Genomic DNA, 15,759 nt, shown 5'->3' with positions numbered 1-15,759 from the left:
GCAACACTGCTAGATTTGCGCCATGCCATCCGCACCAGATTCCATCACCTCATCGCGTCTGCGCGATACATTCACCAAGTTGTCTGACGCCAACGAAGCGGCGTTTGTAGCCTACCTGGCGGCAGGTCACCCGAATGCCGAAAAGACCGTCGAGATCGTGCTCGCGCTGGAAGAAGCCGGTGCCGACGTGATCGAGCTGGGCATTCCTTTCTCCGACCCTCTCGCCGACGGCGTGGTCAACCAGATCGCGGCCGAGAAAGCACTGGCAGCTGGCACCACGACCCGCGGCGTACTCGACATGATCCGCGCCATCCGCGAGAAGTCCGAGATCCCACTGGTGCTTTTCACCTACCTCAACCCGGTCTACACCTACGGCTTTGAAGACTTCCATCGCGATGCCGCAGCGGCAGGAGCGGACGGGATCCTTTGTCTCGACCTGCCACCAGACGAAGCGGCGAAAAACGTGGAACTCGCGCAGAGCAAAGGCTTGTCGCCTATCCGCTTGATCGCTCCAACCACGCCTGAAGAACGCTTCGAAGAGGTCTGCGCCACCGCAGACGGCTTCATCTATTACGTCTCACGCGAGGGCGTCACCGGGGTGCAGGAGTCTCTTGCCGAAGGGCTCGACGAACAGGTCGCCGTGTTGAAAAAGCACACCGACGTCCCTGTTTGCGTCGGCTTTGGTATCTCCAAACCAGAACAAGCGGCCCAGGTCGCCAAGTCCGCCGATGGCGTGGTCGTAGGATCCGCAATCGTGCGCACCGTCATCGACAACGCCGACGCCGACAACCTGGCTCAGATTGTCCACGACTTCGCCAAACCACTCATCGACGCTGCCAAGTCCGCGCGAGCGTAATCTGCTTTTTAGACAGGGTTAACAAGATGCACATGATTGGACCGCTTCGCGATCAATCAAGCATCCACCGTGGCAGGCCCTACAGGAAACCCACATCAATGAGGTGAATTGCCTGTGCGCCATCCTCGGCTCTGTCCCAAACCCAATCCTTCCGAGATTTGACGCAAATCATTGCATCCAAACGCAACAGTTGAGACAATGACCCACTTTTCGAACGCTAAATCCCCCAACCCATCCGACAACGCCATGGAGATCCATTTCACCAAGATGAACGGAGCCGGCAACGACTTCGTCGTCATCGACAACCGATCGGGCATCTACGACGACCTCACCAAGGAGCAAATCGAACGCCTTTGTGACCGCCACCGCGGCGTTGGCGCCGACGGCATGCTCGCCATCGAACAGCCGGTCGAAGGTTCGTCCAGCCAATACCGCTTCCGCTATTACAACGCGGACGGTGGTGAAGCGGAAATGTGCGGTAACGGTGCACGCTGTTTCGCACGCTTCGCCCGCAACCTCACCACCGAGTTCGAAGATGAAATCAGCTTCGACACCATCGCAGGACCGTTGGTTGCCACCTTCCCCGGCGAGGATGTCTGTATCGACATGTCTGACCCATTCGACATCGAATCCGATATCGAACTCTCTCTCTCCGGCACACCGCAAACCGTTCACTTCATGAACACAGGAGTGCCTCACGTCGTACTGCCGGTCGCTGACGTGACTGCAGTCGACATCGTAGCTGTCGGACGCGAACTCCGATTCCATGAGCACTTCGCTCCTGCCGGCACCAACGCGAACATCCACCACGTGATCGAAAACGGCCACATCCGCCTCCGCACGTACGAGCGCGGAGTAGAAGGTGAAACCCTCGCCTGCGGAACCGGTGTCGTAGCCAACGCATTGGTACACCACCAACTCACCGGAGCCGCCTCTCCAATCGCCGTAGACGTCCAAGGCGGAGACACCCTCAAGGTGGAGTTCGAGAAAGACGCCGATGGCAACTACCGCAACGTGAAGCTGATCGGCCCGGCCGACTTCGTCTTCGACGGCACGATCTCCATTTAATCGCTGCCGATCCGCCAGGCACCAGAGCGCGTCTTCGCAAATAAGCAAAGGCGTGCATCTGGATCGCCAAGCATGGCCTTGGCAAAACTTGTTCCCGCGCGTAGCGCAACTCATACGAAAAACGCCCGCCTCCGGAAGATCCGAAGGCGGGCGTTTTGTTTGAGTTACAACCGGCGCTAGATGCTGCGGTTCTGGCGGCGCTTGAGGCCAACCTTCACCAGCGACTTGGCAAGCGATGCACGGACTGCAGCCACTTCCTCTGGGGTGTGATCTGCGTTCTCCAGCGCACGCTTGGCGCGAGCGATCGCGTCTTCCTCAGCAGCCAGGTCGATGTCCGCATGGGTGACCGCAAGGTCAGTGAGGATCGACACATGGTCCTGAGTGACTTCGATGAAGCCCTCACCCACGGCGATCGTCTTGCTCTCGCCGTTTTGGGTGTAGGTCAACTCACCAGGCTCCATGGTGGTCACCATCGGAGCGTGGTTTGGAAGAAGACCGAGCTGCCCAACGATACCGGGGACAACCGCGCCCTCCACTTCACCGGAGAAGAATGTGCTCTCCGGGGTGACGATCTTAAGAAGCATGCTCATTTCTTCAGACTACGTTGGTCGTTGAATTCAACCCGCTGGATTACTTGGCAGCGGAGGTGTCGACGGTGTCGATGCTTCCCTTCATGTAGAAGTTCTGCTCAGGCACGTTGTCGTACTTACCTTCGAGGATCTCTGCGAAGCCCTTGACGGTGTCTTCCACCTGCACCAGCTCACCTGGAACGTTGGTGAACACCTCTGCCACGTGGAATGGCTGGGTGAGGAAACGCTGGATCTTACGAGCACGGGCAACGGTCAACTTGTCTTCGTCAGACAGTTCGTCCATACCGAGAATCGCGATGATGTCCTGCAGGTCCTTGTAGCGCTGAAGCACCATCTGGACACCACGGGCCACGCGGTAGTGCTCTTCACCGACGATCTCAGGAGCAAGTGCCTTCGAGTTCGATGCGAGTGGGTCCACTGCTGGGAAGAGAGCCTGCTCAGCAAGAGCACGCTCAAGCACCACGTTTGCGTCGAGGTGGGCGAAGGTGTTGGCTGGAGCTGGGTCGGTCAAGTCGTCCGCTGGGACGTAAACCGCCTGAAGCGAGGTGATCGATCCCTTGTTGGTCGATGTGATTCGCTCCTGAAGACCGGCCATCTCTTCGGAGAGCGTTGGCTGGTAACCCACTGCCGATGGCGTACGCCCAAGAAGTGCGGACACCTCGGAACCTGCCTGCGAGAATCGGAAGATGTTGTCGACGAACAAAAGCACGTCCTGGTTCTCTTCGTCACGGAAGTACTCTGCCATGGCGAGAGCGGAAAGTGCCACGCGGAGACGTGCACCCGGAGGCTCGTTCATCTGACCGTAAACCAGAGCCACCTTCGATCCGTCGGTGAGGACAGGGTTGCCATTCTCGTCGAGCTTCACGTGACCGTTTTCGTCCTTCTCAGTCGCGATAACGTTGGACTCGATCATCTCCCAGTAAAGGTCGTTACCTTCACGGGTACGCTCACCCACACCGGCGAACACGGAGTAACCACCGTGGTTCTTGGCGATGTTGTTGATGAGCTCCATGATCACCACGGTCTTACCCACACCAGCACCACCGAAGGCACCCACCTTACCACCCTTGATGAACGGGCAGACAAGGTCGATCACCTTGATACCGGTCACAAGCACCTCAGCCGAAGCAGACTGCTCGGTGAAGGTAGGAGCGGCACGGTGAATTGGGTTGGTCTTGGTGGTGTCGGCAACAGGACCTTGGCCGTCCACTGGCTCACCGGTCACGTTGAAGATACGACCGAGAACCTGGCTACCCACTGGCACCGCGATCGGAGCACCGGTGTCAGTCACGGTCATGCCGCGCTTGAGACCGTCGGAGGTGCTCATGGCCACGGCGCGCACCCAGCCGTCACCGAGGTGCTGCTGCACTTCGAGAACGAGTGTGGTTGGCTGGCCGTTGAAGTCGTAGCTGACCTCAAGTGCGCTGTAAATTGCCGGCAGTTTGTCCGCCTTCGAGAAGTCGGCGTCGACAACCGCGCCGATGACTTGGACGATGGTTCCCTGGCTCATAGATTTGTTAGTAGAAGTTGAAGCGTAAAAGTTGAAGAATGATTGGATGGTTTTCAGATGATCTGATAGCGGCGAGGATTCTCTCTTGGATTATTCCATTGCCTTGGCTGCGGCGGAGATTTCGAGGAGCTCCGCGGTAATGGCAGCTTGGCGCAGCTTGTTGTACTCCAGGGTCAGATCCTTGATCATTCCCTTGGCGTTGTCGGTAGCCGACTTCATCGCAACCATCCGTGCGGAGTGTTCCGATGCGCGAGCCTCGACCACCAACTGGTAGGTGGTGAAGTTCACGAACAGAGGCAGCAAGTGCTCGAACACGTCGTCCTGGCTTGGCTCGAAGATGTATTCCTGATCGGTAGCAGTCGCCCCCTCGGAGGTGACTTCCTGCAGGTTCTCCGGGCACAGCGGAAGCAGAGGCACGATGGTCGGCTTCTGGCTCAGTGTGTTGACGAAGTGGTTGTAGGCCACGAGCACGCGGTCCACTTTCCCTTCGAGGAACTGCTTGGTAAGGAAGCGGGCGAGCAACTTGGTCTCACCGAAAGGAACCGGGTCCTTCACTTCGAAGTCAGCCACGAGCTCCTTCTGCAGCTTGGCGATCAAGCGGCGGCCCTTTTTACCCACGCTCACGAACTGAGCGTCGGCAGGCACGTTGGCCTCGTCGAGGACCTTCTTGAAGAGGTTGGTGTTGAGGCCACCGCAGAGTCCCTTGTCGGTGCTGACGAGCACGACGAGCGTCTTGCCCCCCTCGCGCTTTTCCATCAACGGGCTGGTGATCTCCTCGGATTGCTCGGTGAGACTTGCCAGTACGTTGTTGAGCATCCCGGCATAGGATCGGCCCGCAACCGCTTGGTCCTGGGCCTTCTTCATTTTCGAAGCGGCCACCAGCTCCATTGCGCGGGTGATCTGCGCGGTGTTTTTCACCGACTTGATGCGTCGGCGGATGTCTCGCATGTTTGCCATGGATCAGCTAATTGATTGCAGTGGTTTCTGAAAGGGGTGGAATTGACCAGGGAGGGTGGCTTTCGTTACCACCCTCCCCGCTCGATAAGGAATTAGGCCTTGTAGCCGCTCTTGAAGTCTTTGAGCGCTGCCTCGAGTCCGCTCTTCACGTCGTCGGTGAGAGCTTTCTCGTTACCGATGAGCTCAAGAAGGTCGCTCTTACGGTTGGTGAGGAATTCTTCCATCTTGGCCTGGCAGTCGCGCACTTTGTCCACGGCGACATCGTCGAAGTAGCCGTTCTGCATGGCGAAGAGCACTGCAACTTCCATCTCCATGCTCTTTGGCGAGTACTGGTCCTGCTTGAAGAGTTCCACGATGCGCTGACCGCGGTCGAGCTTGGCCTTGGTGCCTGCGTCGAGGTCCGATCCGAACTGAGCGAAGGCCTGGAGTTCGCGGAACTGAGCGAGGTCGAGCTTGGTGGTACCAGCCACTTTTTTGATCGCTTTGGTCTGAGCAGCGGATCCCACACGGGAAACCGAAAGACCAACCGAGATCGCCGGACGGATACCCTGGTTGAAGAGGTCCGACTCAAGGTAGATCTGACCGTCGGTGATCGAAATCACGTTGGTTGGAATGTAAGCGGAAACGTCACCAGCCTGGGTCTCAATGATAGGAAGTGCGGTAAGCGAGCCACCACCTGCAGCTTCCGAAAGACGTGCGGAACGCTCGAGAAGGCGTGAGTGAAGGTAGAACACGTCACCTGGGTATGCCTCACGACCGGATGGACGGCCAAGAATGAGGGAAACCTGGCGGTAAGCCACAGCGTGCTTGGAAAGGTCATCGAACACGATCAAGCAGTCCTTGCCCTGATCCATCAGGTACTCGGCGATTGCGCAACCGGTGTATGGAGCGAGGTACTGCATGGTTGCAGGGTCCGAAGCCGATGCCGAAACCACGGTGGTGTACTCCATGGCGCCCGCGTCTTCGAGGGTCTTCACGGTACGTGCCACGTTGGCGAGCTTCTGACCAACTGCCACGTAGATGCAGTACATTGGCTTGTGGTCCTTGAGGCGACCTTCTTCCGCTGCGCGGTTCTGGTTTGCCTGGGAAATGATGGTGTCCACCGCGATGGTGGTCTTACCGGTCGAACGGTCACCAATGATCAACTCACGCTGACCACGACCCACTGGGATCATCGCGTCGATCGACATGATACCGGTCTGCACAGGAACCGAAACCGACTTACGCTTAATGATACCAGGAGCAATCTTCTCAACCGGGTAGTAAGCGGAGGCCTCAATCGCGCCCTTGCCGTCGATCGGAGCGCCGAGACCGTCGACCACGCGACCGAGGAGAGCCTCACCCACAGGAGCCGAAAGAAGCTTGCCGGTGGTCTTACACTCGTCGCCTTCAGCAAGTGTCTTGTAGTCACCCAAAAGAATGACACCCACTTCGCTTTCCTCGAGGTTCATCGCAAGACCGGTGATTCCACCTGGGAATTCGATCATCTCGTTCAACTGAACGTCGCTGAGACCTTCCACCTTGGCGACACCGTCACCGATTTCGCGGACGATACCGACATTGCTTTGGGTCACATTGGACTTGAGTCCATTGATTTCCGCTTCGAGTTCCTGAAGGATATTGCTCATGGCTTTTGTTCGTTAGAGAGTAAAAATTTGGAGTAAGTGATCTGAGAATCTGGTCGGCACCAATTAGACACCGAAGGACTTTGCGAGGGAGTCGAGACGAGCTTTGACACTGCCGTCCCAAACGTTGCTACCCAGCTTGACGCGGACGCCGCCGATCAGATCCGGGTTCACTTTGTATTCGAAGGTGACCTGGTCACCGTACTTCTTGACCAAGCTTTCGGTGATCTCCGCGCGAAGGGAATCACTCAAATCGGTCGAGCTCTCGACCACCGCGTGATGACGCTCTTTCTCCAAGCGCACAAGACGCTCGAAGGCCATCAACACGCCTGCATAGTTGCGTGGTGGGTTCGAGCGAAGCTTGCCGAGAATCGTGCGCACGCGGTCGTCGCTCAAACGGCCGTTCTCGAATGCCAGTGTGTAGAGCTGGCGGGCGGTGCGGCGTGCTTCCTTGGAAACTTTCATATCAGGCGGTGGGTCGGTTGAGAATGGGTTGCGATGATCGCGAGTCGGTTACTGAGCGAGGTCGGCAGCGGTTTCGCGGGAGATGCGCTCCTGGTCGGCGGCGCTAAGCTCTTTGCCTGCAACCTTGGAGGTGGCTGCAACGACGAGCTTACCGAAGTCGGCCTTGAGCTCGTTCATCATCGCGGCGCGCTCGGCTTCCGATGCCTTGTTGGCCTTCTCGATGATTGCCTGTGCTTCTGCCACAGCCTGCTGCTTGCGCTGGTCGCCAAGCTTCTCGGCGCTTTCCTTGGCCTCGTTGATCAGGCGCTCGGAGTCCGAGTTGGCGCTCTGGAGCATTTCCTCGATCTTGCTCTCGGTAGCCTGGAGGTCCTTACGGATCTTCTCTGCGTTCAACTGAGCTGCCTCAATGGTCTTGCGGCGCTCCTCGAGCATCGCCCCGATTGGACCGAATGCGAACTTCTTGAGGATCAGGTAAACGATGAGGAAAAGAATCACCTGAGCCAGAATGGCCGGCCCATTAATTCCAAAGCCCTCGGCGATACCTTCGTTGGCTGCCGGCGCGGCTGCGAGAATGCTGGTGGTGAAAAGAGTCATATCAGTGGATTTGCGGTGATTCTGGGAAAGTCGTCGAACGGACACCTATCAAAGTCGCGCGGTCCGTTGTGGTTAGATGTTTAAGAGAAGGAGGATCCGGGTACCGGCACCGATGCACCGGCACCCGGAAAATTGGGATCGCGCTCAGAGGCGGAGCCTCGTCGCGCAACGCTCGTTACTACTTAACGAAAGCAAGCACGAGAGCGTAAATCGCAATAGCCTCAGCAAGTGCCATGCCGAGAACCGCGATGGTAAGAACAGGACCAGCAGCACCTGGGTTGCGGCCGGTAGCTTCAGCAGCCTTGCCGCCGATGAAACCAATCGCAAGTGCAGCAGCGGAACCTGCAGCAGCCATTGCGTACTTAGCGATTGCAGGGTCGGTAGCCTTAGCAGCTGCGTCTGCAGCCTCAGCACCTGCCTCAGCGAGGATAGGGAGCATTTCGATCATAATAATTAATCAGTTAGTTGGTTGTGTTTCAGGTGTATTCCCTGCCGCCCACACTTTTATTACACATGGTCCCGACAAGGAAATTGGTTTCGTTTTACGAAAAGGATCAATGATGTTCTTCGTCGTGGGTGGTCGAGAGCTGGATGTACACCGCGCAAAGGAGGGTGAACACGACCGCCTGCAGGAAGCCGACGAGGATCTCAAGGAAGAAGAATGGAATCGGAACGACTGCGGCCATCGCCCAGGCCACCATATCATTGAGGCCCATCTTGTAACCGAGAGCACTCATCTCGTGCAGCAGGTTCTCACCGGCGAACACGTTACCGTAAATTCGCAGTGGGAGGGACACCTGGCGGATCGAGATCGAGATCACTTCCAAGCAGCCAACGAAAAGGAAGATCAAAGCAAGGAAGCCCATCATGAACTTGTTCGCGGACTTACCCTTTGGAGCGAACAAGTGAGCGAAGAACCCCTTCACGCCAGTCTCCTGGATGGAGATCACAAGCCACAGCACGAAGAAAACCAGAGCAATACCGATGCCCGCGTTCAAGTCAGCAGCGGTCGGACGGAGCAATGGGTTGAATTCCATCACACCAGCCTCGTTCGCGTGGTAAACGCCCACGGTGCCGACACCTGGAAGCAAACCGAACCAGTTAGCGAAAAGGAAGAAGAAGAAGAAAGTCGCAAGCAGAGGGAACGCACGCGGAGCGATGCTCTTACCCACGATACTCTCGATGAAATTGTAGAGCGTCTCAATGAACGCCTCGGCCAGGTTCTGGGCACCGGTTGGAACCTTCTTCAGATCTTTGCTCACCAATCGAGCAAGAACCAAAATAAAGACCATCACCAGCACGCTGACCACCATCGAGTTGGTGATCCACGACAAGCCGTCGATGTGAGGGAATGCGGAAACTGCCTTACGGTCTACGGCCGCAAGTGGGAGCAAGCTGATGGAGTTCGCGATGCCTGTGAGCATGGTGGATAACGGGTCGAATCTGGCGTTGATCGAAATTTGGGCGGGTGGAAAAAATCCGGCACAACCGGAACTCTCTCCACCCGAAGACCGCGCACTTTTTCAGCATCGCCACGCATCCGCAAGAAGTATTTGTGAAATTTTTCACAAGCTAACCGGAAACACTCACCACCAAGCAGTTACACCGATTAACAAAACTTAATCAACTCCCCCGAAAGTGACGCCTCCGATACACGGAAAAACTTTTCTGAAATTTCAAGCACAACCGCCTGCTGAACGCTTGATCCGGAGGCGGTTTCATGGACACTCAATCAACCAACCTCTCGCAGACATAGCCGATTTCGGCGCAGATCCGCGCATATCTTCCTGTAATGAAACACCTTAAGAAACCTCACTGGCAGATCCTCATCGCACTCATTGCCGCAGTCATCGCCGGGGCATGGCTACGCACAGTGCCAACCGAATCCGCAGTCCACCAAGGTTTCATCACCGGATCCAAGTTTGTCGGCGACATCTTCATGAACGCCCTCAAGATGATCATCGTCCCCCTGGTGGTGTCGTCCATCATCAGTGGGATCGGCGGCGTGGGCAAAGTAGAAGGATTCGCCCGACTTGGCGGCAAGACCCTGCTCCTCTACACACTCAGCTCGCTCATCGCGGTCTGCATCGGCCTCACTGCGGTGAACACCCTCAAGCCAGGTCTGGAGGACGGAAAGCCAAACACCACGATCAAGGCAGCTATTGAACAGGAAGCCGCCAATCTGGAGGACGCAGGAGCCTCGAAGGAGAAACTGGAGCGGGTGGAGCAGGCCAAGAAGGACGGGTTCGCACCGATTGCTGATATCTTCAAACGCATGTTCCCACCGAACATCATCCTCGCCGCCAGCCAGGGGCAGATGCTCGGACTGATCGTGTTCTCCATCCTCTTCGGCATCGCGATGACCCGCCTCGACGGATCGATGGGGCAAACGATGCAGCACGTGATCCAAGGGGTCAACGATATCATGATCACCCTCACCCACTGGGTGATGCTCGCCGCCCCGATCGGTGTGTTCGGATTGGTGACACCAACCATTGCCGCTGCAGGCGGTGAGATCTTCTACGCGCTTGGCCGCTACTTTGTGACCGTTTTGGCGGCTCTCGCCACCCACTTCCTGGTTGCCATGCCGCTTTTACTCCTCCTGCTTGCACGCGTCGACCCGGTTCGCCACTTCCGCGCGATGCGCGACGCCTTGCTGACCGCATTCTCCACAGCATCGTCATCCGCCACGCTGCCCGTCACCATGGAATGCGTCCAGGAAAACGCCAAAGTCTCCCAGCGCGTCTCGTCCTTTACCCTCCCCCTCGGTGCCACCGTCAACATGGACGGCACCGCGCTTTATGAGTGTGTGGCGGTAATGTTCATCGCCCAAGTGCTCGGCTACGACTTCACGTTGGCCACTCAGTTCAGCATTGTACTGCTCGCCCTGCTCACCTCGATCGGCGTGGCGGGTGTACCATCCGCATCACTGGTCGCCATCGTGGTAATCATGCAAAGCGTGGATATCAAAGGCGCGGAAGCCGCCATTGCCGTGCTGTTCTCTGTCGACCGATTGCTCGACATGTCACGCACTGCCGTCAACGTCTTCGGCGACTCCTGCGCCGCAGTGATCATTGGTAAAAGCGAGGGCGAATCTCAGATCCTCAAAGACGAGTCCGCTCTTTAATTCCTCCCCTTTGTCCCCCCATTAAAGAAGAGCAGCCGCACTCCCAGATCGGGAATGCGGCTGCTTCGCTTTTAGCTCAAGTGGATGGCAGCTAGCCGCGCACCTGGCCGGTGCCGTGCACCTCGTATTTATATGTCGTCAGTTCAGGCAGCGCCATCGGACCACGGGCGTGCAGCTTATCGGTGGAAATCCCGATCTCCGCCCCGAAGCCAAACATCTCCCCATCCGTGAAACGGGTCGACGCATTGTGATAAACAGTCGATGAATCCACTCCAGCAAGGAAGAGCTTCACCTCGCCTGCATCCCCGCTGACGATACCATCGCTGTGACCAGATCCGTAGTGGTTGATGTGGTCAATCGCCGCATCCACACCGTCGACCACCTTCACACTCAGCACCAGATCCAGGTACTCGGTGTGCCAGTCATCCTCAGTCGCGGCAACCGTTGGAGCCGCATCACCAATGGCATCAGCTGCCTCAGGATCCACACGCAACTCCACACCCGCGGCGTGCAATGCCGCCGCGATCCCCGGCAATTGATCAGCGGATCCGCGGTCCACCAACAAAGTCTCCATTGCGTTGCATACACCTGGGCGCTGGACTTTCGCATTCAATGCGATCGACTTCGCCATCTCAGGATCCGCGCTCGCCGCCACATAAACGTGACAGATGCCGTCCAAATGCTTGATCACCGGCACCCGCGAGCAGGAAATAACCGCTTCGATCAAACCGCGGCCTCCCCGGGGGATGATCAGATCAACCGACTCATCCGCCTGACACAACGCAGGCACCGCCGCACGGTCGGTGAAAGGAATGAGCTGGATCGCATTCTCCGGCAACCCTGCCGCGCATCCACTCTCGTTGATCACCTTGGCCAGTGCCGTGTTGGAATGAATCGCCTCCCGACCACCACGAAGAATGGTCGCATTGCCCGACTTCAAGCACAACACGGCAGCATCCACCGTCACGTTAGGTCGACTCTCAAAGATGATCCCGATCACGCCAATTGGTGAGCGCACTTTGCGGATCTCAATCCCTTGCGCACCAGTAAACTCGTCGATCACTGCACCCACCGGATCATCCAGCTTCACAATCTGCCGCACGGCGTCGGCAATCGCTTTGACCCGCCCGTCATCGAGCGTCAACCGGTCGATCATCGCCGAGCTCAGACCATTCTCTTCGGCAGCCGCCAAATCCTTGGCATTCGCTTCAATAATCTCAGCCGTGGAGCGCTCTAGCCCATCGGCAATCGCTTCGAGGATCTGGTTCTTCTCCGCGGTGTCCAATGCGGCCACCCGGCGCGACGCACGCTTCCCCGCCTGCGCCATTTCCGTGATTTGTGTTTCGATACTCATCGTATTCTTTCGCTGGTTCGATTGTCCTTGTTATGGCAATGCAGTGATAGCCGGCTCTTCGGAGGTCATTTCCGGCTCGAAGTCCGGCTGGAAACGCGTCCGCTTGGTATAGTCCCCCGCGATCAAAGCCGGGATCTGGCTCGCATGCTTGCCATTGGCAATAAACGTCTCAACCCCGTGATTGAGCGCAAATTGTACCGCGTCCAGCTTACTCGCCATCCCCCCCACCGAGAGCGTCCCCTTGGACTCCTCCACCAATGCCAGGGCCTCCTCCACGTCGTGTACCTCACGTACCAGCTTCTGACTGCCATCGTCGTTACGCGCAAGCAATCCGTCGACAGTCGTCAGCATTAGCAAGCGGCTGGCACCACAAAGCGCCGCCATGTTTGCAGCCACAATGTCATTACCATCAAACTTCTCATGCTCAGGAGCCACCGTGTCGTTCTCGTTGATGATAGGAATCACAGAGTCCATCTCAAGCAACGCTTCCAACGTGCGCATCACACGGGCCCTGCGTTTCTCGGACTTCAAATCCGAGTAAGTTAGCAACATCTGCCCCACGTGAAGATCCCACGTACTGAGGTGCTGACGGTAGAGAGACAACAGATTGGACTGACCAATTGCAGCAAATGCCTGGGTCTCGGCCACCGTGTCCGGCCGCTTCTTCAAACCAAACTCAGTGACCCCCGCTCCAACCGCACCACTGGAAACCAGAATGACCTTGAAGCCAAAGCTCTTAAGTTGAGCAACCGCCCGGGCGATTTCAAGAAACGCGGGCTCATCCAGAACCACGCTATCATCACCTGTAAGCACGCCGGTGCCAATCTTGATGACAATCCGGTCGGCGTGAACGGTTTTTTCGATCGGCCAATCTTGTTGGCTCGCCTGATTCGATTCAGTATTTAGATTATCGATAACTCTTTTTTTGGGTTTCGAGGCCTTTGATTATGAGGAGGATCGGAATCCTGTCCAGAATTTATCAGATGTTAGTTTATGCCAGACAAAAAGAATGCAACTCACGCCCCCCCAAAATCAACCTAACACAAAACAAACACCAAAATCCCGATTCCAGACGGCCAACAGCACCCCTGCAAAACGTTCACAACCCACTGGCACACCGATGCTAACAAACAAGCACAACCCACGCTACTGATCCCCGAAAATGCCTGTATCGGTTTCTTCGTTTGTCTAGCCGTAGGGGCGGTTTACGTGGCTTCTACACCCGTCGAGGTAAAGGGATTGGTGTGTTTGCTGGCGAAAAAGTGCAAAACGCTGGGTAGGTGCTGTGGGTAGGGCTATGTACAGTAATGTTGCGATTGCTATTAGATTAAACGGAGTTTGGCTCTTGCTCAGCCATATTTACCATGCATCCCACACGTGGTATCGTTAACCTTGCCTTGTGTGGTCCTTCGGCGTAGTCTGGCAGCCCATGAAAATAGTACTCCCCGTCGCCATCGCTATCGTTCTCACTCTTGGGGGCATCGTCTCAGCCTTTGCCGGTGAGCATACCATCAAATTCCCCGTGTCAGGCATTGAGCTTCAATCGCCCACCCCGACTAGGGTAAGCACTGAAACTAAAGGCGGCGCGGTACTTGAGACTGCAACATACTGGACCGGTGACGGGAAATGGGACAAGTTCGTGGCTATCAAGGTGTTCAACGGACCTGCAATCAACGAGAAGCCGGAGGACGCTAGTAAGCTGCACGACTTGATGCTTGAGCACAAGCTCGGCAGGGGAGGGTACACGAAGGGCTCGATAAAGACACATAAGAGAACCGTCCAAATGTCGGGCTTCAACACCATCAAGAGCTTCTACTTACCAAAAACCAAGCCGGGGCGGTACGTCACTGTTGCCATGCGCGCCCTTGAGGGAATCTGCATAGAGGTTACTGTGGTGTGCCCAAGATTCCGTCAGCCACATTTTGCTCAAAAGATTTCCTCGGAAATCAAACTCCCACGGTAAATCTTTAAGCGTAATGCACCTCCGCTGGCTTCGGTGGAGGCTTCAACACTTTCGAGCACGGTTAACGCCCCCGCAGCAACCCGGGAGATCACGAAGGTGAGAGTAATGATCTCTCCGAACTTCGCGCATCCCCCCCTCCCCCCCCTCAGCGGGGGCACTTCACATCTAAGTAAAATATGACTGACCTGTTGGGTGATCAAATATGTGTAATTTGTAGGGACGGGTGCTCCAGTTGTGGTAGCAAAGTCCTGACAAATGGAGTCCAATATCATATTGAATGCTTCAATCGTTTGTTGTGGTCTCTATCTGAAGCGTCGAGGCAGATTGCAGCACTAAGTGCGGAGAAGCGTGAAGCAGAAGCAAAGATTGCAGAGATAAGCACCTTTAAATATAAGCTGAAGGTTCTTTGGGGTTGGGGGGGGCTAGATGAGAGTTTCTATAGAGGCAGATTAAATGATATACCTTGGCAGATAAAGGTCCTTAACCGTGAAGCTCAGTCTTTCCGGGACCTTATAGAGTATTTATATGATTATTGGCCTGAGACTCCTCCTGATTGGGAGGATAGGAAACGTTTATTGGTCGATCAGTTAGGAAATTTTTGCCAAAAGTGCATGAAGGTGAACGTTGAGAAACATGTTCATCACACTGTTCCCGTGTCTCGTGGGGGGAGTCATCGACTCGACAACCTAGAATATTTATGTGTGAGGTGCCATAGTCAGGCACACGGTGGGAGAGATGTGTCAACTGGTGGTAAATACATTCCCCCTGTAAATAGGCCGGCTTTTTCTGATCGGTTGGAGCTCATTACATACGCTGTATCTGAGAGCTTAGTAATTGCTTTTAGTTACTCCAAACGCGATGGGACGAGGAGTAAGCGCTCGATTAAGCCGACTGGCCTAAAGCAGGTGGGGTACTCTCTGTGTGTGGAAGGGTATTGCTACCTCAGGCGGGCTGATCGAGTATTTGCAATCAAGAGGATGGAACGAGTGAAAATAGTTGAGTAGTCCGGGGAGCCGCGTTTTCAACCAAAATGTTTTGGATCTCCGTCATCTCTGCAGTGAGATCTGACGCATTTTGAGCCAGAGATAATGAAGATCGGGCATCCCGCAGGCTTTATGCAGCACGTTTAAAACCGAGACACGCATAATTTCTAACCATCTGCAACACCCTGCACACCCGACAGCTCATCTGCTTGTAAAACCGGGACATGCATCATTTCTAACCATCTGCGACACCCTGCACACCCGACAGCTCATCTGCTTGTAAAACCGGGACACGCATCATTTCTAACCATCCGCGATACTCTGCGCACCCGGCAGCTCATCGGCAAGCCATTTCACTCCGCCTCCGCCAATTCCCGCAGATTCTCCCTCAAATGGACCGATTCCACGCGGTTTCGCCCGGATCACCACACCTTCTGGGCACAACAAATCCCGCACGGCTTCAGCGACCACGCGGGCTCGTCGTTTCACTCACGGCTCAGCGATTTCTAACCATCGCTGAAGCACATCAACACCGAAGGACGGTGGCCGCAGAACCATTTGCGCCCAACCTTTCCAGCCGCTTTGGCCAGCAGACTCAACTTCGCGGCAACCAAATGCCACGTCCCGCCAAAGCGCTCGACGCTCGCCACCCACTGCCGACGGTGGG

General features: G+C 56.1%; 16 protein-coding genes. 5 read left to right on the top strand and 11 right to left on the bottom strand.

Annotated elements, in window-relative coordinates:
• Positions 1–22: 22 nt before the first annotated feature.
• Both trpA and dapF read left to right on the top strand, forming a co-directional pair.
• A complete protein-coding gene (gene trpA / locus G3M56_RS08225; protein ID WP_164361937.1) occupies positions 23–856 on the top strand; it encodes a tryptophan synthase subunit alpha in 834 nt (277 codons plus the stop codon).
• Positions 857–1,054: 198 nt separating this feature from the next.
• Complete coding sequence (dapF, locus tag G3M56_RS08220) at positions 1,055–1,924, top strand: diaminopimelate epimerase (protein WP_235203326.1); 870 nt, start codon at positions 1,055–1,057, stop codon at positions 1,922–1,924.
• A 176-nt stretch (positions 1,925–2,100) separates the two neighbouring features.
• On the opposite strand, the gene atpC is transcribed toward dapF, so the two are convergent.
• The 8 genes from atpC to atpB form a co-directional block, all read right to left on the bottom strand.
• Complete coding sequence (atpC, locus tag G3M56_RS08215) at positions 2,101–2,514, bottom strand: ATP synthase F1 subunit epsilon (RefSeq protein ID WP_164361935.1); 414 nt, start codon at positions 2,512–2,514, stop codon at positions 2,101–2,103.
• Between the two features lie 40 nt (positions 2,515–2,554).
• A complete protein-coding gene (gene atpD / locus G3M56_RS08210) occupies positions 2,555–4,024 on the bottom strand; it encodes a F0F1 ATP synthase subunit beta (RefSeq protein WP_164361933.1) in 1,470 nt (489 codons plus the stop codon).
• A gap of 90 nt (positions 4,025–4,114) precedes the next feature.
• Positions 4,115–4,981: an ATP synthase F1 subunit gamma gene (atpG, locus tag G3M56_RS08205; RefSeq protein ID WP_164361931.1), complete on the bottom strand. Its 867-nt coding sequence runs from the start codon at positions 4,979–4,981 to the stop codon at positions 4,115–4,117.
• Positions 4,982–5,073: 92 nt separating this feature from the next.
• The gene (gene atpA, locus G3M56_RS08200) at positions 5,074–6,609 is read right to left on the bottom strand and encodes a F0F1 ATP synthase subunit alpha (RefSeq protein WP_164361929.1); all 1,536 of its coding nucleotides are present in this window, start codon (positions 6,607–6,609) and stop codon (positions 5,074–5,076) included.
• Between the two features lie 63 nt (positions 6,610–6,672).
• A complete protein-coding gene (gene atpH, locus G3M56_RS08195; RefSeq protein ID WP_164361926.1) occupies positions 6,673–7,071 on the bottom strand; it encodes an ATP synthase F1 subunit delta in 399 nt (132 codons plus the stop codon).
• Between the two features lie 48 nt (positions 7,072–7,119).
• On the bottom strand, positions 7,120–7,665 hold the full coding sequence (gene atpF / locus G3M56_RS08190; RefSeq protein ID WP_164361924.1) for a F0F1 ATP synthase subunit B: 546 nt from the start codon (positions 7,663–7,665) through the stop codon (positions 7,120–7,122).
• Positions 7,666–7,843: 178 nt separating this feature from the next.
• Positions 7,844–8,113, bottom strand: coding sequence for an ATP synthase F0 subunit C (locus G3M56_RS08185; protein WP_235203325.1), 270 nt, complete (start codon positions 8,111–8,113; stop codon positions 7,844–7,846).
• Between the two features lie 106 nt (positions 8,114–8,219).
• Positions 8,220–9,089, bottom strand: coding sequence for a F0F1 ATP synthase subunit A (gene atpB, locus G3M56_RS08180; RefSeq protein ID WP_164361921.1), 870 nt, complete (start codon positions 9,087–9,089; stop codon positions 8,220–8,222).
• Positions 9,090–9,457: 368 nt separating this feature from the next.
• On the opposite strand from atpB, the gene G3M56_RS08175 reads away from it, so the two are divergent.
• Positions 9,458–10,792, top strand: coding sequence for a dicarboxylate/amino acid:cation symporter (locus G3M56_RS08175; RefSeq protein ID WP_164361919.1), 1,335 nt, complete (start codon positions 9,458–9,460; stop codon positions 10,790–10,792).
• A 91-nt stretch (positions 10,793–10,883) separates the two neighbouring features.
• Here G3M56_RS08175 and G3M56_RS08170 read toward each other — a convergent pair whose 3' ends face one another.
• Together G3M56_RS08170 and proB are read right to left on the bottom strand one after the other, a co-directional pair.
• Complete coding sequence (locus G3M56_RS08170) at positions 10,884–12,146, bottom strand: glutamate-5-semialdehyde dehydrogenase (RefSeq protein WP_164361916.1); 1,263 nt, start codon at positions 12,144–12,146, stop codon at positions 10,884–10,886.
• A gap of 30 nt (positions 12,147–12,176) precedes the next feature.
• Positions 12,177–12,977: a glutamate 5-kinase gene (gene proB, locus G3M56_RS08165; RefSeq protein ID WP_268840027.1), complete on the bottom strand. Its 801-nt coding sequence runs from the start codon at positions 12,975–12,977 to the stop codon at positions 12,177–12,179.
• Between the two features lie 598 nt (positions 12,978–13,575).
• On the opposite strand from proB, the gene G3M56_RS08160 reads away from it, so the two are divergent.
• Both G3M56_RS08160 and G3M56_RS14295 read left to right on the top strand, forming a co-directional pair.
• On the top strand, positions 13,576–14,109 hold the full coding sequence (locus tag G3M56_RS08160; protein ID WP_164361911.1) for a hypothetical protein: 534 nt from the start codon (positions 13,576–13,578) through the stop codon (positions 14,107–14,109).
• 176 nt (positions 14,110–14,285) lie between these two features.
• The gene (locus tag G3M56_RS14295) at positions 14,286–15,113 is read left to right on the top strand and encodes an HNH endonuclease (protein ID WP_425508193.1); all 828 of its coding nucleotides are present in this window, start codon (positions 14,286–14,288) and stop codon (positions 15,111–15,113) included.
• A gap of 282 nt (positions 15,114–15,395) precedes the next feature.
• Here the strand turns inward: G3M56_RS14295 and G3M56_RS08155 are convergent, their stop codons facing one another.
• On the bottom strand, positions 15,396–15,581 hold the full coding sequence (locus G3M56_RS08155) for a hypothetical protein (RefSeq protein ID WP_235203323.1): 186 nt from the start codon (positions 15,579–15,581) through the stop codon (positions 15,396–15,398).
• Positions 15,582–15,759: the final 178 nt, after the last annotated feature.

Origin of the sequence: Sulfuriroseicoccus oceanibius, from assembly GCF_010681825.2 — a bacterium.
GTDB classification, from domain to species: domain Bacteria; phylum Verrucomicrobiota; class Verrucomicrobiia; order Verrucomicrobiales; family SLCJ01; genus Sulfuriroseicoccus; species Sulfuriroseicoccus oceanibius.
The sequence above is the reverse complement of the archived record's forward strand: the minus strand, read 5'-3'. Positions and strand labels throughout refer to the sequence as shown.